The following is a 22,554-nucleotide window of genomic DNA, read 5'->3' as shown; positions in this document are numbered from 1 at the left end:
TTTCAGGGGCGCGGGGAACTGCGCGACCAGCCCCCACCGGACGGACGCTGGGGGTCGAAGGGGCGCAGCCCCTTGCCGAGGATGGGACGGGTAGGGGCGGCGGGGGCGCGACCCCCGTCAGGAACCCCCACCGACCAGACTGCCGCCCTCCACCGACCCCGCCCCCCGATGCCCGGCCAACGCCAGCGTGAGGTCCAACTCGGCGAGCAGACAGCGGATGACATGCTCCACCCCCGCCTGCCCGTCCAGCGCCAACCCGTACACGTACGGCCGCCCCAGCAGCACGGCATCCGCCCCGAGCGCCAACGCCTTGAAGACGTCGTCACCCGTCCGCACCCCGCTGTCGAACAGCACGGTCAGCCGCTCACCCACCGCCCGCACCACCCCCGGCAGCGCGTCCGCCGCACCGACGCCCCCCGCCACCTGCCGCCCGCCGTGGTTGGACACGACCACCCCGTCCATCCCCGCGTCCGCTGCGAGCCGCGCGTCGTCCGGGTGCAGCACACCCTTCAACACGATCGGCCCGTCCCAGTGTTCACGCAGGAACGCCAGGTCGGGCCAGGTCTTCCCGGGGTCGCCGAACATCCCCGCGAAGTGCAGCACGGCCGCGTTCGGGTCCTCGTGGACCGGCCGCGCGAGCCCCGCCCGGAACGCCGGGTCGGAGAAGTAGTTGGCGGTGCCGACACCGTGCAGGAACGGCAGGTACGCCCGCTCCAGATCACGGGGCCGCCAACCGAGCAACGGCGTGTCGAGGGTGACGACGAGCACCGAGTACCCGGCGGCCCTCGCGCGTTCCAGGAAGCTGCGGGTGACGTCGCGGTCCTTCGCCCAGTACAACTGGAACCAGCGCTCCGCGTCCCCCATGGCTTCCGCGACCTGCTCCATGGGCGTGCTGGACGCCGAGGACAGGATGTACGGCACGCCCTGCGCGGCGGCGGCGCGGGCAGCCGCCGGCTCCGCCTCCGGGTGCACGATCGACAGCACGCCCACCGGGGCGAGCGCCACCGGCGCCGCCAGCGACCGGCCCAACACCTCGACGGACAGGTCGCGTTCGCTCACGTCCCGCAGCATCCGGGGCACGATCCGGTGCCGGTCCAGCGCCTCCCGGTTGGCGCGGGCCGTACTGCCGTTCCCCGCGCTGCCCGCCACATAGCCGACCGGACCGGCGCCGAGCCGGTGCTCGGCCAGCTCCTCCAGCCGGGTCAGGTCGGTGGGCAGCCGGGGCACGGCCCCGCCCATCCCGCCCAGGTAGATCTCGTACTGGAAGTCCGCCCAGTGCTTCGTCATCCGTCGGTCCTGCCCCTCACCGTCGAGAACGCCCCGCGTCGCCGACGATCCTGACGACCCGTGCGCCCGCCGTCCACCGCACGGGCGGACCCTCGCCGTGGCCCAGGACGGCACGAGCGTCCTGGGCCACGTGGCGACGCGGCTGCGGTGTCAGGCGGAGGGGGCGCCCGTGAGGGTCTCCACGCGGCCCGTGTCGAGCGAGTAGTAGGCGCTGACCACGCTCAGGTCGCCCTTCTTCACCAGGGGGGCGAGGGAGGCGTTGGTCCGCAGATCGGCGGCGGTCCGGTTGGCGTGGGCGCGGATCATCGCGTCGACGGGGTCGGCGTGCTTGGTCTTGGCGATGTCCTGGTAGGCGGGGCGCAGGGCCTCGACGATCGACTGCAGGTTGCCCGGCAGGTCCTCGTCGTCCTTGATCGCCTTGTACGCCGCCTTGATGGCCCCGCAGTTCTGATGTCCCAGCACGACGACGAGCGGGGACCCGGCGGTGAGGGGCCCGTACTCGACGGAGCCGACGACCACCGGCTGCACGACCTGACCACCGGTGCGTATCACGAACAGGTCGCCTATGCCGGTGTCGAAGACGAGCTCCGGCGGCACACGGGAGTCGATGCAGGAGACGATCACGCCGTAGGGCTTCTGCTCGGGCGCGACGGCGGCGCGCCGGGCGGGGTCCTGGTCGGGGTGCTGCAACGTGCCGCTCACCCAGCGCTTGTTGCCCTCCAGCAGCCTGGCGTACGCCGTCCGCGCGGAGTCGGGCCGGGGCGCGGCCTTCGGGGAGGACGACGCCGCCCCGACGTTCGCCGCCTTCGCCGTGCCGGCGTCACCGGTCTTGGACGAACAGGCGGTGAGCACGGCCGCGGAGGCCGCCGCGAGTCCTCCCGTGAGAATGGCCCTGCGCTGTGGCCGCACAGCGTTACCCATGAGTCTGCCCCTAACGTTCCTGAGCGTGATCCGCCCGGGAACGCGGGAGGCGTGGGTCCGCCGTCACCGGCTCGCTGCTCCCGTTCTCCCAGGTGGAGTTGGTGATCCCACACTCGCGGGGGGCCGGTTAGGACCCGGCCAGCATTCATGCAGTGCCGAGGAAGCGCCCGTCCAAAACACGCGGTGTAGCGGGGCGGTCCCGCTCGGGGTTCCGCACCGTCATGGCACGGGTGTCCGGGCCGAAGCGGAATGTTTCAGGCCGATTGCCGAGCCATGGAGATCCGGCCATTCGTGATCATGAGGCGATCGGGAACCGCTCAGAATCGGGGTTTGCCTGTTCGAATTCCGTGACTTCGAGCCACTGATTCAATACTCAAAGTTACCGAAACCTGTGGGTTGGATGTGTGTTCCGGCCGGGGACCCGGCAGACTCGCGCACGCCGAACCGGCACCGTCCGGGCCGGCTTCGTCCACGCGACCGATGTGGCGGGGCCGTCCGGGCACTCCTGCAGAGCGGAAGGATGCACACCATGCCGAAGACCGCGCGCCTGGCAGCGACTCTCACCCTGACGGCCGCCGCCGTCTGCGGTCCCCTCGCGGGGCCCGCGCTCGCGGCGCCCGAACCCACGGCCCCCCAGCCCGCCGTACAGGGGCTCTACGCCCCGTCGGCCCTGGTGCTGACCGTGGGTCACGGCGAGAACTCGGCGACCGTCACCCCCGAGCGCGCCGTCACCCTGAGCTGCGCGCCGAAGCCCGGCGGCACCCACCCGGCGCCCGCCGACGCCTGCGCCGAACTCCGCTACAGCGGCGGCGACTTCGAGGTCCTGAGCGGCAGCGCCGGAGCGATGTGCACCAAGCAGTACGACCCGGTCGTCGTCACCGTCCACGGTGTCTGGCAGGGCAAGCGCGTCGCGTACGAGCGGACGTTCGCCAACGAGTGCCTGAAGGACTCCGCCGCGAGCGTTCTGTACTCCTTCTGAACCACCCGCACGACACGGCCGCCCGACGGCGGCCGGTAGACCGGGGTTGCGTGACCCCGTGAGTGATGAGCGAGGGCCCGTGGCTGGGGAGCGCGAGCCCTGTCGCGGTGCGTCACGCGATCCCGTCCGGGGGCCGGCCGAAGCGGAGTGGGGCCGCGGGCCGGCCCCCGGCATCATGCCGGGGCCCGGTGGGTCACTCGGAGGTGACGGTCCAGCGGCCGACCTCCTGGTGGCCGGAGTCGTACAGGGGCTGTCCGTCCCCGGGGCCGATCTCGCAGTGCCGGAGATTGCCGCCCCAGTAGCGCAGTATGCGCTCCAGCTCCTGGACGGCGGTGCCCTCGTCCCAGCCCGTGCTGTCCAGGTCGACTTCGAGAAGGAACTTCACTTCGCGCGTCTCCACTTCTGTGTCGCTCGGATTCCGCGCCGGTGTCCGCCGGAGCGGTCTGTGCCTGCCGCAGGTCCTTCGATCGTTTCATTGAACTGCTACTTGAGACTTGGCCGTCGCGGAGGCGGAGGCGAGGGCGGCGGGGGAGACGCGGGCGGCGGTGGTGACGGAGGCGATGGTGGTGACGGTGGTGGGGGCGCGGGCGGGAAGTCCGGTAACGGCGGGAAACGGCCCAACAGGCCGGCGGCGCGCAGCAGCCGGTGCATCCGGGGCTGGTCGGAGACGAGGCGGAGCCGCCCGCCGAGCGACCGGGCGGTGGCCTCCGCTCTGCACAGCACGCGCAGCCCCGAGCAGTCGAAGAAGGCGACGCGGCGCAGGTCGACGAGCACGTCCGGCGGGGATGCCCCGGTCACGGCGGCCGTCAGATGCGCGGCGAGGGATCCGGCCGACGCCATGTCGATCTCGCCCGAGGCCTCGACGACGACGAAGGGGCCGACCCGGCGGGTGCGGGCGTACTCGTCGGCCGCCACCGACCCGGACACGGGCCCGGATCCGGATTCGGGGGCCGTGTCCTCGGGTCGAGGGGCGGCGCGGTCGTGGGCATCCGGACTCATGGCGGCTCCACCTTGTCAGGGGTAGGGCGCATTGGATCCGGTTAGCTACCCCGGCGCGGAGCAGGCCATCCCTTTCGCGCCCGGCGCAAGATCTACAACACTCGAAAAGGTGAATTGCCGCCCTGCGTATTGACTTTCCCGGAAGGAGTCGGGCATCCGGCCCGCCTCCATCCGGCCTCCGGGTGTCCTAGTCGTGGTGGGACTCCTCGTGGGACTCCTCCTGGGCCCGCTCGTCGGGGGTGATCGCGTCGCCCGCCTCGCCGTGGTGACGGCGGCGCCCGTCGGAGTCGGTGACGTCGGTCTCGGCCCGTTCCACCTCGCGCAGGACCTCGTCGAGGGCGGTGTCGGGCTTGTCCTTCCCACGGTCGCCGTGCCGGCCGTGCTCGGTGTCGGGGCTCCGCTTGTCGTGGTGCGTCATGGGGGTGCTCCTTTCCGTAGGGGGCAGGTGAGGTCGGGCGGGGTCAGCGGGCCGGGGCCGCGATCCGTAGGGGTACCGCGCCCGGCGTGCCCGAACCCGCCGACCCCGTGGCTTCGACGTCCCGCGTCACCTCCGACCACCACGCCGGGCCGTCCTCGATGTGCCGCAGCAGGACGCCCTCGCGGATCGCCCAGGGGCAGATCGTCACGCTCTTCAGACCGGCGAGCTTCATCGTGGTGTGCCCGACCAGCGCCCCGGCGAGACTCTGCGTCGCCCGGGGCGCGGAGATGCCCGGCAGGGCGGACCGCTGGGCGGCGGGCAGGGCGGCGAGCCGGGCGATGGCCTCGCCGAGGTCCGCGCACCGCAACTCCCGTTCCACGAACGGCCCATGACGGCCCGGCGCGGATCCGCACAGCCGGGAGAGCTGCTGGAAGGTGCGCGAGGTGGCCACGGCCGTGCGCGGTCCCTCCCAGCGGATGCGGGCCGAGACGTCCCGGAGCTGATGACGGACCTTGCGGCGCAGCGCCTTGATGCTCTCCGTCGACGGCGGGTCCTGCCCGTGGAAGAACTCGTGCGTCAGGCGGTTGGCGCCCAGCGGCAGCGAGGCCACGAAGTCCGGCAGCCGTCCCCGCCCGAAGGCCACCTCCAGCGAGCCGCCCCCGATGTCCAGCAGGGCCAGCGGCCCCGACCGCCAGCCCATCCACCGGCGCGCGCCGAGGAAGGTGAGTTCGGCCTCCACCTCGCCGGGCAGGGTGCAGATCGGCACACCGGTCTCCGCGCGCACCGTGCGCAGCACCTCACGGCAGTTGGGCGCGGACCGCACCACGGCGGTCGCGAACGCCAGTGGTGTCGACGCCCCCCATCTCTCCGCCGTGCGCGCCGCCGCCGTGACCGCCTGACACAACCGCTGTACGGCCTCGTCGGGCACATCACCGCCGGGCGGCACCTGCTCGGACAGCCGCAGGCGCCACTTCGCGGTGTGCACCGGCAGCGGTACACCCCCCTCGGCGTCCGCCACCACGAGCCGTACGGTGTTCGATCCCACATCCACCACGCTCATCCGCATGACCTCCGGAGTACCCGGTAGCCGCCTCAACACGCGTGTCCCGTACGGCGGCCGGAGGCACGCCGTCGCATCCCGGCCGCTCGCGCGCCGTGGGGCACCACCCCGTCGCAGGGGTGTCCGAAGGCATCGCCGCGGTGCGGAGCGACTGTCCGAACCCCTGATCGGAATGATCAGACTTATTGCATATGATGTGCAGGTGCAGCACTACGACATCAGGGTGGCAGGCCCCGAAGACCTCGACGGAGCGCGGACGGTGATGCTCGACACCGTCTACCGGGACTTCGGCACGGGGTACGTGCCGCGCTGGCACGGCGACATCATCGATCTGCGGGGCGCGTACGTCACGCCGGACCGTCATGTGCTCCTGGTGGCGGTCGACGAGCGGGACGGCGCGGTCGTCGCGACCGGCGCGCTGGACTCCCGGGGGCCCGCCCATCCGCCCAACCCCCGCTGGCTGGCCGAGCGTTACCCGTCCGGGGAGACCGCCCAGCTGCGGCGTGTGTACGTCCGTGCCGAGCACCGGCGGCGCGGGCTGGCCCGGCGGCTGGTCGCCGCGCTGCTGGACATCGCGGCGGCCGACGGCGGTTACCGCTCCGTGTACCTGCACACCGATCCCGGGGTGCCCGGCGCCGAGGGCTTCTGGCGGTCGCAGGGCGTGGCCGTGTGCGACGAGCGCGAGACGACCGGGGAACGGGTGGTGCACTTCGAGGTTCCGGTGCCCGCGGCCGTGATCTCCTCGCCGATTAGATGAAAATCATTCTCATGTAGGCTGCGTCGCGACCCACCCCCTCGCTCCGCCCCCCGGCCGCTCCGCCCCCCCCGCCGCCCCGTCCCCCACAGAGAACCAAGGACCATGCGCACCTCCCGCCGCCGTCGCGCCGCCGCCGGCCTGCTCCTCGCCCCCCTGCTGACCGGCTGCTTCGCCTCGGACGGAGGGACCACCGACGACGGCTCCGGCGACGGCTCCCGACTGCGCGTGGCCCTCGCCTTCCCGCCCGCCGAGAACTTCTCGCCGTACGGCGCCGACGCCACTCTCCTCAGCCGGCTCGGCGTCACCGAAGGCCTCACCAAGCTGGACGCCAACGGCGTCCCGGCCCCCGCGCTCGCCGAGTCCTGGACCCGCGAGAACGACCGGAACTGGCTCTTCTCCCTGCGCGAGGCCACCTTCCAGGACGGCACCGAGGTCACCCCGGCCACCGTCGCCGCCGCCCTCACCCGCGCCACCGAGGCCGAACCGGTCACCGCCGCGCTCTCCGGCATCAGCCTCACAGCGAAGGCCGAGGGCGACCGCCGGGTACGCGTCACCACCGAGGACCCGGACCCCGCCCTGCCGCTCAGGCTCACCAGCCCCGGCCTCGCGATCCTGTCCGCCAAGGCCTACGGCGCCGAGCGCGTGAACCCGGTCGGCACGGCCACCGGCCCGTTCGAGCTCACCGAGGTCACCGGCACCACCGCGGCCACCCTGAACCGCTTCGAGGAGTACTGGGGCGGGCGCGCCCAGGCGAGCGGCATCGACGCCAAGTTCATAGCCGACGGCTCCGCGCGCACCAACGCCCTGCGCACCGACCAGGTCGACATCGCCGAGGCCGTCCCCGTGTCGCAGGCCTCCACCCTCGACAAGGCCACCCGCCGCGAGACGGCCACCACCCGCACCACCAGCCTCCTGCTCAACACGAAGACCGGCGCCTTCAAGGACCCGAAGCTGCGGGCCGCCGCCCGCGAGGCCGTCGACGGCTCCGTCCTCGCCAAGGACGTGTACGAGGGCCACGCGGACGCCGGAGTCGGCATCTTCGGCCCCGCCGTGACCTGGGCCGCCGACAAGCGCGTCGCACCGGCCGGCCGCGCGAAGGCCGCCGACCCCGACGGCACCTCCGTGACCATCGCCACCTACGACAACCGGCCCGAGCTGCCCGAGGTCGCCCAGGTGCTGCAACAGCAGCTCAGGGAGGCCGGGTTCGAGGTGAAGCTGGAGGTCCGCGAGTACTCGCGGCTGGAGAGCGACGCCCTCGCCGGCAAGTTCGACGCGTTCGTCGGCGCCCGCAACTCCCTGCTCGACACCGGCGACCCCGTCACCATCCTGGCCAGTGACTTCACCTGCGACGGCAGCTACAACCTCGCTCTGCTCTGCGACAAGAAGGTCGACCGGGCCGTCGCCGCCGCCGAGAAGGAGTCCGACACCGCCAAGCGGCAGCAGGCGGCCATGAACGCCGAGGCTGCGATCCTCGGCACCGACGCCACCGTCCCGCTCGTCCACCAGCGGATCATCACCGGCGTCAGCACCTCCGTGCGGGGCGTGATCCTCGACCCGTACGAGCGCACCCTGGTCGGAACGGGGACCCGACGCTGATACGGGCACTCTGGCGGGCCCTGCTCGCCGCCGTTCTGCTGTGCGGGATCGGCCTGCTGCCGTGGCTGTCGCGCACCGACCCCGCGCTCACCGTCCTCAAGGCACGCTCCGCCGAACGCGACCCGACGCCGGAGGTCCTGGCGGCCGTACGCGACGAACTCGGCCTGGACGCCGGCCCCTTGAGGCTCCTGGGGGAGTGGTTCGGCGGGCTCGCGCGCGGTGACGCGGGCCGGTCGTGGATCTCCGGCGCCGAGGTCACCCCGTCCGTCGTCCAGGCCCTCGGCGTCTCCCTGCTGCTGATGGCCGCCGCGCTTCTCGTCGCGGCGGCCACGGCCGCGGCGGTCTGCGCCCGCACCCTGTGGCTCGGCGCGCACCGCCGCCTCGACGACCACCGGGGCGGCGGCAGCGCCGCCGCGATGCTCGCCGCGCTGCCCGAGTTCCTCACCGCCTCCGTGCTCGCCGTCGTCGTCGGGGTCCACCTCGGCTGGCTGCCCGCGCTCGGCTGGTACGGGCCGCGGTGGACGGTGCTGCCCGCCCTCGCCCTCGGTCTGCCCGCCGGTGCGCTGCTCGGCCGGATGCTGGCCGACCTGCTGCCCGGCGCCTTCGCCGAGCCGTGGGCCCTGGCCACCGCAGCACGCGGCATACCCGGGCGGGCCACCGCCCGCCACGCCGTACGCCGCTGCGTACCCGGACTGCTGCCCAACCTCGGCCTGTTCGTGGTCGGCCTCACCGGCGGCGCCGTCACCGTCGAGCAGGTCTTCGACATACCCGGCCTCGGCCGCACCACCCTCCAGGCCGCCGTCGCCCAGGACCTCCCCGTCCTCCAGGCCGGCACCCTCGCCCTCGTCCTGCTGGCCGCCGTCGCCGGCGCCCTCGCCCGCCTCGCCGCCCACCGCCTCATCGGCCCCGCCCTGCGCGACGGCGCGCTCCACTCCCTGCACCGGCCCACGCCACCGGCCCCCAGCCGCGCCCCCCTGCTGCACGGCGGCCTCCTGCTGGCGGTCGTCGCGCTCGGCCTGATGCGCGACCCGCTCGCCCTCGACACCGGAGCCCGGCTCCAACCCCCTTCCTGGGCACACCCGTTGGGCACCGACGCGCTCGGGCGCGACCTCCTCGCCCGCATCGGGCACGGCGCCTTCACCACCCTCGCCCTGGCCGTCGCGATCAGCGCCGCCGCGCTGCTGACGGGCGTCCTGCTGGGGCTGCTGCCCCGCTTCTCCGGGCCCCTCGTCGACACCGTCAACGCCGTGCCCGCGGTCCTCGCGGGTCTCCTCGTCGCCGGAGTGGCCGGCGGCGGAGCGGCGACCCCCGCGCTGGCCGTGGCCGCCGTCGCCTGGGTGCCACTGGCCGCGCACACCACGGCCCTGCTCGCACAGGAACGGGCCACGACCCACATCACGGCCACCAAGGGGCTGGGCGCCGGCGACGCGTACCTGCTCCGCCGTGAACTGCTCCCCGCCGTGCTGCCGCCCGTCGCCCGGCACGCCCTGCTGCGGCTGCCCGGGGTGGCCCTCGCCCTGACCTCCCTGGGCTTCCTCGGCCTCGGCGCGCAGCCCCCGGACCCGGAGTGGGGCCTCCTCCTCGCCGAGAACCAGCCCTACGCCGAACGCGCCCCCTGGGCCGTCCTCGCCCCCGCCGGCGCACTCGCCCTCCTCGGCGCGCTCGCGGTCACGGCGGCGGGCGGAGTACGCGTGCCGCGCCTGTGGCACCGCCCGCTCGCCGGGCCCCCACACCGACCGAAGCCCGCCGCCGCCCCCACCGCCGGAGAGACCGGATGACCGAGCCCGAACAGCCCCGGACCGCGCCCCCCACGGGGCGGACGACGAAGGAGCGGACCGGGAGGCCGGCCGTGGCCGGCAAGGTGTCGCGGCGTGGGACGTGGGCGAGGCTCAACCCCCTTCTGCGGTTGCTCATCCTCACCCAACTCGCCTTCAACGTCGGCTTCTTCGCGGTACTGCCGTTCCTCGCCGAGCACCTCGGGACGGCGATCGGCATGGCCGGCTGGATGGTCGGCTTCGTGCTCGGACTGCGCACCTTCAGCCAGCAGGGGCTGTTCGTGGTCGGCGGCGCACTGGCCGACCGGTACGGCGTACGGCCGGTGGTGCTGGCCGGGTGCGTGCTGCGGATCGCCGGGTTCGCGTGGCTCGGGTACGCGGACGAGGACTGGTCGGTCATCGCCTCCGTCCTGCTGATCGGTTTCGCCGCCGCGCTGTTCTCCCCGGCCGTCGAGTCCGAGGTGGCCCGGCAGGCGGTGGTGTGGGAGGAGTCCGGCGGCGGTCCCCGGACGAGCGTGCTCGCGCTGTTCACGGTGGCGGGGCAGGCAGGGGCGTTCGTCGGGCCGCTGATCGGCGCGTTGTTGCTGGCCGTCGACTACCGGGTGGTCTGCCTCGCGGGCGCCGGGGTCTTCGTCCTCGTCCTCGCCGGGCACGTCCGGCTGCTGCCGCAGCACATACCGGGGCGTGAGCGGGTCGCGGTGCGCGGCGGCCTCGGCGGGCTGCTGCGCAACCGGCGGTTCCTGGCCCTGGCCTGCGCGTACGGCGCGTACCTGCTGGCCTACAACCAGCTCTACCTGCTCCTGCCCGACGAGGTGGAGCGCGCCACGGGGTCGCAGGCGGCGCTGGCCTGGCTGTTCGGGCTGTCCTCGCTGCTGGTCGTGGCGGCGCAGCTGCCGGTGACGCGATGGGCGGCCGGACGGCTCGACCTGCGGCGGTCCATGGCCGGTGGACTGCTTCTCATCGCCGCGGGATTCGGCGTGGTCGGCCTGGCGCGGCCCGCGGAGTGGACGGGCACGGCGGGGCTGCTGCCCGCCGCCGGGTTCGTGGTCCTCCTGACCCTGGGCCAGATGCTGGTGGCCCCCGCGGCCCGGGCCTGGGTGCCCGATCTCGCCGTCGAGGGGCGCCTCGGGCTCTACACCGGGGCGATGTCGTCCGTGTCCGGCCTGATCGTGCTGGTCGGCAGCGCGGCGGCGGGCGCCCTGATGGACGCGGATCTGCCGGCCGCCGTGCCCTGGCTGGCCCTCGCCGCCGTGCCGGTCGCCTCGCTCCTCCTCGTCCCGGGGCCGGTGCCTGCCGTACGGAAGAAATCAGGTGCCCTCGGCGCAGCCTCCGACTAGGGTCGCCCGATGCCCGAGTTGCGACGACTGCGTGCCGAACACGCCCCGGCGGTCCTGGACTTCGAACTGGCGAACCGTGCCTGGTTCGCCGCCTCGATCCCCGACCGCGGCGACGCGTTCTTCGACGAGTTCCCCGACCGGTACGACGCCCTGCTGGCCGAGCAGGACAGCGGTGTCTGCGCCTTCCACGTGCTTCTCGCCGAGGACGGCTCGGTGCTCGGCAGGTTCAACCTGGTCGACATCGAGGACCACTGCGCGCACCTCGGCTATCGAGTGGCCCAGCACGTCGCCGGTCACGGCGTGGCGACCGCGGCCGTGCGGGAACTGTGCCGGTCGGCGGCGGCCCGGTACGGCCTGCGCACCCTGCGGGCGGCCGTGGCCCACCACAACGCCGCCTCCCGGAAGGTGCTGATCAACGCCGGGTTCGTCCCCGTCGGTCCGGCCGGCCCGGAACACCTCAGCGGTGAGACGGGCACCTGGTACGAGCGCGACCTGTCGTTCTGACCGGCCGCGAGACCGGCGGGGGAGCGCGACCGGCTAGGCCATCTGACGGCGGACCAGCTCATGCAGGCGCCCGATGGGGTTCGCCAGCAGCTCGCCCGGCGCTCCGACCTCCGCCACCTTGCCGTCCTCCATCACCACGACCCGGTCCGCGTCCATCACCGTGGACAGCCGGTGGGCGATCACGATCCGCGTGGCGTTCAGGGCCCGCGTGCTCTCGATGACCGTGCGCTGGGTCTCGTTGTCCAGGGCGCTCGTCGCCTCGTCGAAGAAGAGGATCCGGGGCCGGCGGATCAACGCCTGCGCGATCATCAGGCGTTGCCGCTGCCCGCCGGAGATCGCGCCGTTGCCCTGGACGATGGTGTGCAGACCCATCGGCATGCGCTGGATGTCCTCCGCCAGCCCCGCCATCGCGGCCGCCGCCATCGCCTCCTCCGGCGTGAACGGCTCGGTGCCGCAGATGACGTCCAGGATCGAGCCGGTGAACGGCTGGGCGTGCTGGAGCACGACCCCGCACTGACGGCGTACGGCGGCCTGGTCCAGCGCGCCGAGGTCCTGACCGTCGTACAGGACGCTCCCGGAGACCGGCTTGTCGAAACCGATGAGCAGGCGCAGCAGCGTCGACTTCCCGCACCCGCTGGGGCCGACGATCGCCACGAACTCCCCGGGCGCGACGGCGAAGGACACGTCGTCCAGCACCAGCGGACCGTCGTCGGCGTAGCGGAAGGAGAGACGGCGGGCCTCCAGCGCGCCGGACAGCACGCCCGGCCGGGTGCTCGCCGTGCGGACCTCCGGCGTCGCCTCCAGCACCGGCTTGATCTCCTCGAACAGCGGCAGCACGGCCACCGCCGACACGAACGCCCCCGTCAGCTGGGTGACCGACGTCAGCAGCATCGTCACCGAGGTGTTGAAGGTCAGGAACTCGGCCGCCGACATCGAACCGCGGGCCGGGCCCGCCAGCAGCATGAACATCAGCAGGGTGCACAGCGGGAGGTACACCGCGCCCAGCACCGTGTTGAGGTTCTTGATGCCCCCGACCTTCTGCTGGAGCTCCCGGCTGCGCGCGAACTCGCCCGCCCAGGCCGCGTAGGCGTAGTTCTCGGCGGCCGCGACCCGGAGCTTCGGCAGCCCCCGCAGGGTCTGGAAGGCCTGGTTGTTCAGCTTGTTGCCCAGCACCACCAGCCGGCGCTGCCAGCGGACCTGCCACAGACCGAGGCCCAGGAACACCGCCGCCACGACCACCAGCATGGCGATCGCCGCCAGGGCCATCGGGACGCTGTACCAGAGCAGCAGGGCGAGGTTCACCGCGCCGACGGTCACCGACTGGGCGACCACCGGGCCTACGCCCGCCAGCGTGCGGCGGATCGCGCTGATGCCCATGGCGGCACTGGCCAGTTCACCCGTGGACCGCGAGGTGAAGAACTTCGTCGGGAGCCGCAGCAGCCGGTCCCAGACCGCCGGTTGCAGCGTGGCCTCGATACGGCCCTCCAGCCGGAGGATCGTCATGTTCTGCAGCAACAGGAACGCCGCCGACACCACGCTCGCCAGCATGATCGCCAGACAGACCTGCACGATCAGGTCCTCCTGGGCCTTCGGCACGTACTCGCCGAGGATCCTGCCCGTCGCGATGGGCACGAGCGAGCCCAGCACGACGGTCACCAGCCCGCTGAGCAGCAGGCCCGTCATGTCACCGCTCGTCCCGTGGAGACTGAACCGCATCAGGCGCAGCGGGCTCGGCACCCGTTCGGGCAGCGGGCGGTAGAACATCACGGCACGCGGCTCGAACTCGGCCGCGTTCGCCTTCTCGATCGGGGTCTCCCGGCCGGACGACGGCTGGACGGCCACATAGCCGCCGCGCCGCCACAGCAGCGCCACCGGCGCACCCGACAGCGCCCGGTGCCCGACCAGCGGGCCGACGTTCTCCCGCCACCAGCTCCCGGTGAGGCGTACGGCGCGGACGCGGACCCGGGAGGCGAGCGCGATGCGCTCCACCGGGTCGAGCCGGTCGCTCTCGGTTCCGCTCTGCGCCGGCTCGGAGAGCGAGATCCCCGCGGCCCGGGCGACGAGCCCACAGGCCGCGTACGTGGCGTCCGCGTCTGCCGCCGTCGTACGCCGGTTCGCGGACGACTTGCCGATGGAGGCGAGCAGGGTGCGGTCGGCCTGGGCGCGCACCGCCTCACCGGCCTTGATCCCGGCGGCCGTCCGGTCCTCGTGGGTGCGCTCCAGCTGTTCGATCCAGCGGTCCAGCGTGGCCAGCAGCCGGTACTGCTGGTCGACCATGCTCTGCCAGACCCCCGGGTCCATCAGCAGATCGGCCGCCGCCTGGGCGCCGTACAGCGAGCCGTACTGGACGCTGCCGGGCGGCACCCGCATCCAGAACACGTCGTCGTCGGTGGGCGCGGCGGCCTGCTCGGTGGCCATCGGCGCCTGGAAGAGGATGGACAGGCCCCGGCCGACGCCCAGGGCGAGGGCGTATTCGAGGGGGCTCGTCTGCGGGGGCACGAGCTGCGGGTTGCCCCACTCGTCGTACGACCAGGTCTCGGTGCCCCCCTGCTGGTACAGCTCCCGCAGCCCGATGCGCCGGACCACGCAGTCGCGCAGCGGGCGGGCCACCAGCGTGTGCTGCGGTCCGGCGACCGGGCCGAGCAGCAGCGCACCCGCTTCGAGGCGGCCCAGATGGTGCCAGTGGCCCTGCTGGACGGCGTCGACCGCGAACAGGTCCAGGGCGCCGGAGGCCACCAGCCACAGCGTCTGCGGGCCTTCGAGGTCCAGCCGGGTGTGGCCGGAGCAGTCGAGGGGGGTGCCCATCGCGGCGAGCGCACCGAGGACGAGGTCGCCCTCGTAGCCGCCCTGACCGCTCTGCTCCTCGTGCACGCCAGTCATCTCATCGCTCCCTGACCAGCTGGGCGTACGCGCCGCCGTGTGCCACCAGTTCCTCGTGCCGGCCACGCTCCACGATCGTGCCGTGGTGCAGGACGACGATCTCGTCGCTGTCGCGGACCGTGGAGAGCCGGTGGGCGATCACCACACAGGCGCAGCCGCGCTTGCGCAGGTTGTCCATGACGGTCAGCTCGGTCTCCGCGTCGAGCGCGCTGGTCACCTCGTCGAGGACGAGGACGCTGGGCCTGCGCACCAACGCCCGTGCGATCTCCAGACGTTGGCGCTGCCCGCCGGAGAAGTTGCGGCCGTCCTGCTCGACCCTGCTGTGGATGCCGCCCGGGCGCCGCGTCACCACGTCGTACAGGGCCGCGTCCCGCAGCGCCTCGACCACGGCCTCGTCCGGGATCGAGGGGTCCCACAGGGCCACGTTGTCGCGGACGGTGCCCTCGAAGAGGAACACCTCCTGGTCGACGAAGGAGACGGAGGCGGCCAGAGCCCCCCGGGGGATGTCCTCCAGGCGCCGGCCGTCGATGCGGATCACGCCCTCCCACGGGGTGTACAGGCCCGAGATCAGCCTGGACACCGTCGATTTGCCGCTGCCGGAGCCGCCGACCAGCGCCACCTGCCGGCCGGGGCCCACGGTGAGGTCGAAGCCGGTGAGCAGGGGCTTGTCGAGGGGGCTGTAGCCGAAGGTGATGTTCTCCAGCTCGACGTGGCCGTTCAGCCGGCGGGTGGACTCGGCCGCGTCCGGACGGGCGTACAACGGGTCGGCCTGGAAGTTCTCCACGTCCTTCAGCCGGGCCACGTCGGCGGCGAAGTCCTGGATCCGGCCCGCCACCCCGTTCAGGCGGGTGAGGGGCGCCGTGAACCGGGTGACCAGCGCCTGGAACGCGACCAGCAGACCCACGGATATATGACCCTCGACCGCCCGCATGCCGCCGATCCACAGGATGAGCGCGCTGTTGAGCGTGGCCAGGGTCGGGGCGACGACCCCGAGCCAGGCGCTGGGCACCCCGAGCCGCTGCTGCTCCTCCAGCGTGGTGGCGTGCTGCCCGGCCCACTTGCGGAAGTAGCCTTCCTCGCCGCCGGTCGCCTTCATCGTCTCGATCAGCTGGAGCCCGGTGTACGCCGTGTTGGTGAGCCGCGCGTTGTCCGCGCGCAGCTTCGCCGTACGGGTCGCACGCAGCCGGATCACCACCCGCATCGCCACCACGTTCAGCAGCGCCACCGCGACGCCGACGAAGGTCAGCTGCGGGTCGTACGTGTAGAGGAGCACGGCGTAGAGGACGACCACGACCGCGTCCACACCGGCCGCCGCGAGATCCCGGGCCAGGGTCTCGGCGACCGCGTCGTTGGACTGGAGCCGCTGGACGAGGTCGGCGGGGCTGCGCTGGGAGAAGAAGGTGACGGGCAGGCGCAGGAGGTGCCGCAGGAAGCGGGCGCTGGAGAGAGTGGAGGAGATCAGCCGGCCCCGCAGCAGGTTGGCCTGTTGCAGCCAGGTCAGCAGGACCGTCAGCAGCACGCACGCGCCCATCGACGCGAACAGCACACCCAGCAGGGAGGTCTGGCCGCCGATCAGGAACATGTCGATATAGGTGCGGCTCAGCGCGGGGACGGCCGCGCCGACCGCCACCAGGAGGAGGCTGGCGAGGACGGCGGCGGGCAGGGTGCCGGAGGTGCCGCGCATCCGGGCGGGCATGGCGCCGAGCACACCGGGCCTGCGTCCACCCCTCTCGAAGTCGTCGCCCGGTTCCATGACGAGGACGACACCGGTGAAGCTTGCGTCGAAGTCCTCCATGGGCACGAACCGGCGGCCCTTGCCCGGGTCGTTGATATGGACGCCGCGCCGGCCGAGGCGGCGGCCCATGCCGTCGTAGACGACGTAGTGGTTGAACTCCCAGAACAGGACGGCCGGTGCCTTCACCTCGGCGAGGGCGGCCACGTCCATCTGCATGCCCTTGGCGGTCAGGCCGTAACCGCGGGCCGCCTTCAGCAGGTTGCTGGCGCGCGAGCCGTCCCGGGAGACACCGCAGGCGATACGGAGTTCCTCCAGCGGGACGTGCCGCCCGTAGTGGCCGAGGACCATGGCGAGGGACGCGGCGCCGCACTCCACGGCCTCCATCTGGAGGACGGTCGGTGTGCGGACCGTCCGCTGCCTGCCCTTGGGCACCGGGCGCTTCGGCGGGGCCGCCTTGCGTCTGCCGCGCGCGGGCGGCCGGGCGGTGTCCTCGGAGGCGGTCACGGAAGGAGCCAATCGATCGGGCGCTCGTCGGCCAGCCGGATCGACGCCGTGGCCATGGTCATGGAGGTCAGCTCGAACGGCGGCCCGTCCTGCGAGGACCACCGGTAGCCCGACTCGGTCGACGCCTCGCGGTCCAGCCGTACGGTGACGGCCACCGGCCGGCCCTTCTTGGTGAACTGCTCGCCCAGCTGGGTGTCACCGAGGAACGCGCCGATGGACTGCGGGGTCTGCGCGGTGCGGTCCACCTTCTTCACATGGCCGCGCAGCACGCCGTACCGCTGGGTGGGCGCCGACTGCACGGTCAGGTCCACCTCGGCGTCCTTCGGGACCGAGGCCGCGTTCTCGGCGGGGACGTACACCGTCGCGTAGAGCGGGTCGTCGGCGTCGGCGACCTTCTCGACGGCCGCGACGTTCGCACCGGTCTGGATGATCTGGCCGATGGTGGCGGCGAGCGCGGAGACCCGGCCGGCCGCGACGGAGCGTACGACCTGCTCGCCGTCGGCGGTGGCGACCTTGAGGACGGGGGCCCTGGCGGGCAGCCGCTCGCCCTGTTTCGCGAGGACGGCGGTGACCTGGCCGGCGACCGGGCTCTGGAGCACGTAACTGCCCTGCCCGTGGGTGAGGACGGCGGGCGCGCCGACCGTGGAGGCGACGGAACCCGTGACGGCCCACACGGAGGCGGCGGCCATCGCGATCACCGTCACGGACAGCACCAGCCAGCCCTGGGGGCGGGCGAAGCGCACCGGGAGGTCGAGTTCCTCCGGTGACTGGAGCTTGGCGAGGGCCTGTTGGCGGAACTGCACGGGACTTCCCTCACCTGCGTGACAGGAGACGACAGAAGAACGGGAGGACTTGACCCAGGCACCCCGAGAGTCCCGGAACCTGTCAGGTGGTTCCGGGACTCAGCGGCGTGATGACTCGATCAGAGACCGGCGACCAGGCTCGTGACCGGGGCGGTGTTCAGGCCGGTCACACCCTCGACGGTGCCGACGGCCGTGTTGACCAGGCCGGAGACCGGGGCGATGCCGTCCACCAGGCCGGTGACGGTGCCGACGGCGTTGACCGAGAGGCCACCGGAGACGGCGTCGAGGGCGGCGTCCGAGATCTCGGCGGTCTCAACCTGGGGGGTGGAGTTCATGATGGAACTTCCCTTCATATAGCGCTTCACAAGGGGGGAGCGGCCCCCTTCTGGGGACAGAACGACGGCCGCGCACGTGGGTGCCCACTTCTCGATCCGGAGAGCTGGCTGCTCCCCTCTCCGAGAGCTCGGCGGCCCCCGCGGTGCGATGGATATAAGCAGATCGCCGTCGCGCACATCCAATCAACAGGGCCTCTCACCAGCGAACTTGGTGACCATGACGGTTCATTGGTGCAGGCTTGCGCACGGCTTGGGGGCAACCTCTTCACACGGATCGCGGCATCGTCATACGCGCTTGATTGCGTCCCGGAAAACGAATGGGACAGTCCCGCCGCAAAGACGCGGCACCTCCGTGAGGCCTGTGCAGAACTCCCACCGACCGTGACCCCGCTGGGCATTCGGTGTGGAGATTCCCTGAAGCCGGTTTCCCGATCACCGGCGTCGACGGACCGCTACCGGGCGGTAGCCGAGGGTGTCGAAGAGGGTGCCGACGAGGGCGCGGGTGGCCGGTCCCCCAGGACCCCGCGGGGGCGCGCGGTCGGGAAGTCGTGAAATGCCAGGCCAACGACGGGCGTAGCGCACTTTGCGAAATGGAAGATCGGAATCTTTTTGCGGTGCGTTGAACACCCCATCGGAACCATCCGTACCAACTGGCAACCAGGCGCCCCCAGTTCACCCGCCGGACGGCGGTACGGACCCCGTCCCCAGGAGGTCAAGAGTTGAGTCACAAACGAGCCACCAAGCGCAAGGCGTTCATAGCCGCAGGCGGCGTGGCGGCGCTCGGCGCGGCAGCCCTCATCCTGCCGAACGCGATGGCGTCCCAGACGGACGCGAAGGGCGCCGCCCCGAAGACGCTCGCCGCGAGTGACGCCTCGGATCTCGCCTCCCAGCTGCAGGACCTGCTCGGTGACGCGTTCGCAGGCGCGTACTACGACAAGGGCGAGCAGCGCCTCATCATCAACGTCATCGACGGCCTTCAGATCGAGGGCGACGACAACAACGTGATCATCCAGGCCCAGGAGGCCGGCGCGGAGGTCCGTGAGGTCGAGAACAGCTGGTCCGAGCTGCAGAAGGGCGCGGCCACGCTGAAGGAGCAGGCCACCGTCCCGGGCACCGCCTGGGCGATCGACCCCCGCACCAACAAGCTCCAGGTCACCGCCGACTCCACGGTCTCGGGCGAGAACTGGGACACCATCGAGTCGGCCGTGAAGTCGCTCGGCTCGGACATGGCGACCATCAAGAAGTCCGCCGGCACGTTCAAGACCTTCCTGGAGGGCGGCGACGCCATCTTCGGCGGCGGCGCGCGCTGTTCGGCCGGCTTCAACGTCGTCAACGCCGAGGGCGCCCCGGCCTTCCTGACCGCCGGTCACTGCGGTGTCGCCGAGGCCGAGTGGTCCGAGGAGGAGGGCGGCGCGCCGATCGCCACCGTCGACGCGGCGACCGCCACGTTCCCGGGCGCCGGCGACTTCGCCCTGGTCGACTACAACGACCCGGCGACCCAGGCGGCCAGCACGGTCGACCTCGGCAACGGCCAGACGGTCGACATCAACGCGGCCGGCGAGGCGGCGGTCGGTCTCCAGGTCTTCCGCATGGGCAGCACCACCGGGCTCGCCGACGGCCAGGTCACCGGCCTCGAAGCCACGGTGAACTACCCCGAGGGCACGGTCACCGGTCTCATCCAGACCGACGTCTGCGCCGAGCCCGGCGACAGCGGCGGCTCGCTCTTCACCGAGGACGGCCAGGCCATCGGCCTGACCTCCGGCGGCAGCGGCGACTGCACCGTGGGCGGCGAGACCTTCTTCCAGCCGGTCACCACGGCCCTCGCGGCCACGGGTGCCACCCTCGGCGACGCCGGCGCCGGCGCCGGTGAGGAAGCCGCCGGCGGTGCGGGTGAAGAGGCCGACGGTGGCGCCGCCGCCGGAGCCGGCGAGGAGGCCGACGGCGGTGCCGTGGCCGGTGCCGGTGAAGAGGGCGCCGCAGCCGCGGGCGCCGGTGAGGAAGAGGGCGCCGCGGCGGCCGGTGCGGGCGAGGAAGAGGGCGCCGCGGCCGCCGGAGCCGGTGAGGAAGGCGACGCGGGTGACGCGGGCGCTGTGGCCGGTGCGGGTGACGCGGGCCAGGAGCAGGAGCAGGGCGTCGGCGACCAGGGTGTCGACGAGCAGGGCGTCCACCAGTAGACGAACGCCATCGAGAACGTGGACGACGGCCCGGGGATCAGCGGCCACTGGCCCCCGGCCGTCGTCCCACGGCCCACTTGTCGGCCCCACCACAGCGGTTCCGGCCGACAGGTGGAACGGTCCGGCCCTCCGGCGGGAGGGCCGGACCGCTTCGCGTCGGGCGCGGCGTCACCCCGCGGAGCGCCCCGTGGCCCGGAGCAGCAGCAGTGCCACGTCGTCCGCCCGCTCCTCCGCCGTCTCGGTCTCCCTCACCAGGCTGTCGGCCAGCGCGTCCAGCGGCCGCTCCCCGGCCGAAGACAACCGCTCCCCTAGATCCGCCAGCGCGTCCTCGATGTCCACGCCCGGCGACTCGATCAGCCCGTCCGTGTACAGGGCGAGCACCGACCCCTCCGTCAGCGCCACCTCCGTCGTCGGATACGTCGCCGCCGGGTCGATGCCCAGCAGCGGGCCGCCCGCGAGGTCCAGCACCCGCACATGCCCGTCCGGCCGGCGCAGCAACGGCGGCGGATGCCCGGCCCGCGCCATGACGGCCGTCCCGTGCTCCGGGTCCAGCCGCAGATACAGACAGCTGGCGAACAGCTCCGAACCCAGGTCGATCAGCAGCCGGTTGGTGCTGCTCATCACCTCCCCCGGCGTCTGCCCGACGGTCGTGTACGCGCGTACGGCCGTACGGATCTGCCCCATCAGCCCCGCCGCCGTCACGTTGTGCCCCTGCACGTCGCCGATGACGGCCGAGGCCCTCCCGTGCGAGAGGACCAGGTCGAAGAAGTCGCCGCCGATGTCCATGCCGCGGGTGGCGGGCAGATAGCGCGAGGCGGACTCGATGCCGGGGATCGAGGGCAGCGAGTGCGGCAGCAGCGCCTTCTGCAGCCCGTGCGCCACCTGGTGCTTGGCGTCGTACAGCAGCGCCCGCTCCAGCGCCTGCGCGATGAGGCCGCTCAGGCTGGTCAGCACCGCGCGCTCGTCGGCCGGGAACGCATGCGGTTCCGCGTACCCGAGCACCCAGGTGCCCACCGGCCGCCCCGAGGCGATCAGCGGGATGTACGCCCAGGCGCCCAGCCCGTCCGGGGTGTCCTGCCGCAGCGGGTAGAGGTGCTCCAGTTGCTGGCGGGACTCGAAGAACGCGGGCACCCCGGTGGCCAGGGCGTGCGCCCCGGGCATCGCCGCGGTCAGCGGCATCCCGTCGAAGCGTTCCACGACGTGCGGGTCGGGGTAGCCGCGGTGCCCGAGCACATGCAGGCGCCCCGCGCGTGAGCCGAGCATCACCAGGGCCTGGCTGCCGATGGCCGGAGCGATCTCGTCGGCGACCAGTTCCACCACGTCCTGCACCCCGACCGCCTCGGTGAGCGCGCTCGCCAGCGCCAGCACATGGTGGATGGTCACCAGACGGCCAGGCTTCTCGTCCTCCTCCCGCGCCGCGTGCTCGGCCTCGGCGACCGCGCGGGCCCGGGAGATCCGGACACTCAGCCCGTTGCTCCCCGGGTAAAGCCGGAAGGACAGCCAGTCGCTCGGCGGTCTCAGCGCCACGAACGAGGTCACCTGCTGGCTCATCAGCGCCGCCCGGTAGCGGTCCTCGTACGCCGGATCGTTGAGCCACGGCACGGACACCCACAGCTGGGTGCCCAGCAGGCCGCTCACGGGGATGCCGAGCAGTTCGGCCGTGGCCGCGTTGGCGAAGGAGATCCGCCCGTGCAGATCGAGCGCGCACATCCCGTACGGCAGCCGCGCCACCATCCGCGCCGCCTCCACCGTGCCGAGCGTCCCCGCGACCGTCGTCGACGGCGACGACAGGTCCGGCTCCGGAACCACCGGCCGGCCCTCCTCCTCGGCGCGCCTGAGCCGCATCGCGAGCCGGTCGCAGGCCGAGGTCAGCTGGTCCCGCTCGCGCTCGCTGAGCTCCGGCGGGTGGGAGCCGGGCCAGGTCAGGAAGACCGCGCCGTAGACGGTGTCGCGGGTCGCCACCGGCAGCGCGGCCAGGGCGAACGGGTAGGGCAGGACCACGGCGATCCGGGGATAGCGGCGGGCCATCTGCTCCTCGCCGTTGACCCACACCAGCCGCCGCCCCCGCACGGCCTCGGAGACCGGGATCGGCGAGTTCAGCCCGACCCGTTCCCAGGGCGCGGCGAACGATCTCGGCAGCCCCGCCATGACCGCCATCTCCAGCACCGGCTCGTCGGGCGTCAGCAGGTACACCGCGCCGGAGTGGGCCTGGACGTCGTCCATCATCGCGGCCAGCGCCAGCGACAGCAGCGGATGGCCGGCGCGGGCCGTCTCGACGGTCGTCCGCGCTCCGGACGCGTGGACGTCGGACATGCCGACCACCTCCTCGCACGACCGTGCGACAGCCCCAGGGTCAAGGCTCCCCCCTGGGGCCCGCCCGCGCACGGCGAACGCCGTCCCGCGGAGACGCCGCCGTACCCCCTCTCGCCCACGCCATGCCCCCGCACTGATGCGCGGCATCGCGCACGGGCGCCGTGAGTGCGCCCCCAC

18 protein-coding genes are annotated in these 22,554 nt (G+C 72.9%); 7 read left to right on the top strand and 11 right to left on the bottom strand.

Going from position 1 to position 22,554, the window contains the following annotated elements:
* Positions 1-117: 117 nt before the first annotated feature.
* On the bottom strand, positions 118-1,287 hold the full coding sequence (locus HW837_RS14830) for a lactate 2-monooxygenase (protein WP_193379590.1): 1,170 nt from the start codon (positions 1,285-1,287) through the stop codon (positions 118-120).
* A 150-nt stretch (positions 1,288-1,437) separates the two neighbouring features.
* The gene (locus HW837_RS14825) at positions 1,438-2,208 is read right to left on the bottom strand and encodes a carbonic anhydrase (RefSeq protein ID WP_093790534.1); all 771 of its coding nucleotides are present in this window, start codon (positions 2,206-2,208) and stop codon (positions 1,438-1,440) included.
* Positions 2,209-2,737: 529 nt separating this feature from the next.
* Between HW837_RS14825 and HW837_RS14820 the strand changes: the two genes are divergently transcribed.
* Positions 2,738-3,187 carry a protease inhibitor gene (locus HW837_RS14820; RefSeq protein WP_063819812.1) on the top strand — a complete coding sequence of 150 codons (450 nt, stop codon included), beginning with the start codon at positions 2,738-2,740 and terminating at the stop codon, positions 3,185-3,187.
* A gap of 193 nt (positions 3,188-3,380) precedes the next feature.
* Here HW837_RS14820 and HW837_RS14815 read toward each other — a convergent pair whose 3' ends face one another.
* The 4 genes from HW837_RS14815 to HW837_RS14800 form a co-directional block, all read right to left on the bottom strand.
* Positions 3,381-3,572 carry a hypothetical protein gene (locus HW837_RS14815; RefSeq protein ID WP_045560250.1) on the bottom strand — a complete coding sequence of 64 codons (192 nt, stop codon included), beginning with the start codon at positions 3,570-3,572 and terminating at the stop codon, positions 3,381-3,383.
* Between the two features lie 98 nt (positions 3,573-3,670).
* Entirely contained in the window at positions 3,671-4,186 is a 516-nt protein-coding gene (locus HW837_RS14810; protein WP_093790535.1) for an STAS domain-containing protein, read from the bottom strand.
* A gap of 187 nt (positions 4,187-4,373) precedes the next feature.
* A complete protein-coding gene (locus HW837_RS14805; protein ID WP_193379591.1) occupies positions 4,374-4,604 on the bottom strand; it encodes a hypothetical protein in 231 nt (76 codons plus the stop codon).
* Positions 4,605-4,647: 43 nt separating this feature from the next.
* The gene (locus HW837_RS14800) at positions 4,648-5,670 is read right to left on the bottom strand and encodes a Ppx/GppA family phosphatase (protein WP_045560080.1); all 1,023 of its coding nucleotides are present in this window, start codon (positions 5,668-5,670) and stop codon (positions 4,648-4,650) included.
* Positions 5,671-5,866: 196 nt separating this feature from the next.
* Between HW837_RS14800 and HW837_RS14795 the strand changes: the two genes are divergently transcribed.
* The 5 genes from HW837_RS14795 to HW837_RS14775 all read left to right on the top strand — a co-directional run bounded on the left by HW837_RS14795 (position 5,867) and on the right by HW837_RS14775 (position 11,633).
* A complete protein-coding gene (locus tag HW837_RS14795) occupies positions 5,867-6,421 on the top strand; it encodes a GNAT family N-acetyltransferase (protein WP_193382317.1) in 555 nt (184 codons plus the stop codon).
* 102 nt (positions 6,422-6,523) lie between these two features.
* The gene (locus HW837_RS14790) at positions 6,524-8,017 is read left to right on the top strand and encodes an ABC transporter substrate-binding protein (RefSeq protein WP_193379593.1); all 1,494 of its coding nucleotides are present in this window, start codon (positions 6,524-6,526) and stop codon (positions 8,015-8,017) included.
* Positions 8,018-8,316: 299 nt separating this feature from the next.
* On the top strand, positions 8,317-9,795 hold the full coding sequence (locus HW837_RS14785) for an ABC transporter permease subunit (protein WP_237270213.1): 1,479 nt from the start codon (positions 8,317-8,319) through the stop codon (positions 9,793-9,795).
* Positions 9,792-11,129, top strand: coding sequence for an MDR family MFS transporter (locus HW837_RS14780; protein WP_093790539.1), 1,338 nt, complete (start codon positions 9,792-9,794; stop codon positions 11,127-11,129). The genes HW837_RS14785 and HW837_RS14780 overlap by 4 nt, the downstream gene beginning before the upstream one ends.
* Before the next feature lie 9 nt (positions 11,130-11,138).
* Positions 11,139-11,633 carry a GNAT family N-acetyltransferase gene (locus HW837_RS14775; protein WP_045560084.1) on the top strand — a complete coding sequence of 165 codons (495 nt, stop codon included), beginning with the start codon at positions 11,139-11,141 and terminating at the stop codon, positions 11,631-11,633.
* 33 nt (positions 11,634-11,666) lie between these two features.
* On the opposite strand, the gene HW837_RS14770 is transcribed toward HW837_RS14775, so the two are convergent.
* The 4 genes from HW837_RS14770 to HW837_RS14755 all read right to left on the bottom strand — a co-directional run bounded on the left by HW837_RS14770 (position 11,667) and on the right by HW837_RS14755 (position 17,890).
* Complete coding sequence (locus tag HW837_RS14770) at positions 11,667-14,513, bottom strand: NHLP bacteriocin export ABC transporter permease/ATPase subunit (RefSeq protein ID WP_093790540.1); 2,847 nt, start codon at positions 14,511-14,513, stop codon at positions 11,667-11,669.
* A gap of 1 nt (position 14,514) precedes the next feature.
* Positions 14,515-16,680, bottom strand: coding sequence for an NHLP family bacteriocin export ABC transporter peptidase/permease/ATPase subunit (locus HW837_RS14765; protein WP_371271456.1), 2,166 nt, complete (start codon positions 16,678-16,680; stop codon positions 14,515-14,517).
* A 68-nt stretch (positions 16,681-16,748) separates the two neighbouring features.
* On the bottom strand, positions 16,749-17,555 hold the full coding sequence (locus HW837_RS14760) for an HlyD family efflux transporter periplasmic adaptor subunit (protein WP_045560087.1): 807 nt from the start codon (positions 17,553-17,555) through the stop codon (positions 16,749-16,751).
* Between the two features lie 119 nt (positions 17,556-17,674).
* On the bottom strand, positions 17,675-17,890 hold the full coding sequence (locus HW837_RS14755) for a hypothetical protein (RefSeq protein WP_033528587.1): 216 nt from the start codon (positions 17,888-17,890) through the stop codon (positions 17,675-17,677).
* A 719-nt stretch (positions 17,891-18,609) separates the two neighbouring features.
* Here HW837_RS14755 and HW837_RS14750 point away from each other — a divergent pair.
* Complete coding sequence (locus HW837_RS14750) at positions 18,610-20,064, top strand: S1 family peptidase (RefSeq protein WP_196788879.1); 1,455 nt, start codon at positions 18,610-18,612, stop codon at positions 20,062-20,064.
* Positions 20,065-20,232: 168 nt separating this feature from the next.
* Here HW837_RS14750 and HW837_RS14745 read toward each other — a convergent pair whose 3' ends face one another.
* Positions 20,233-22,377, bottom strand: coding sequence for a SpoIIE family protein phosphatase (locus HW837_RS14745; protein WP_093790541.1), 2,145 nt, complete (start codon positions 22,375-22,377; stop codon positions 20,233-20,235).
* Positions 22,378-22,554 lie beyond the last annotated feature (177 nt).

This window comes from Streptomyces caniscabiei, from assembly GCF_014930365.1.
Lineage (GTDB): Bacteria > Actinomycetota > Actinomycetes > Streptomycetales > Streptomycetaceae > Streptomyces > Streptomyces caniscabiei.
The sequence above is the reverse complement of the archived record's forward strand: the minus strand, read 5'-3'. Positions and strand labels throughout refer to the sequence as shown.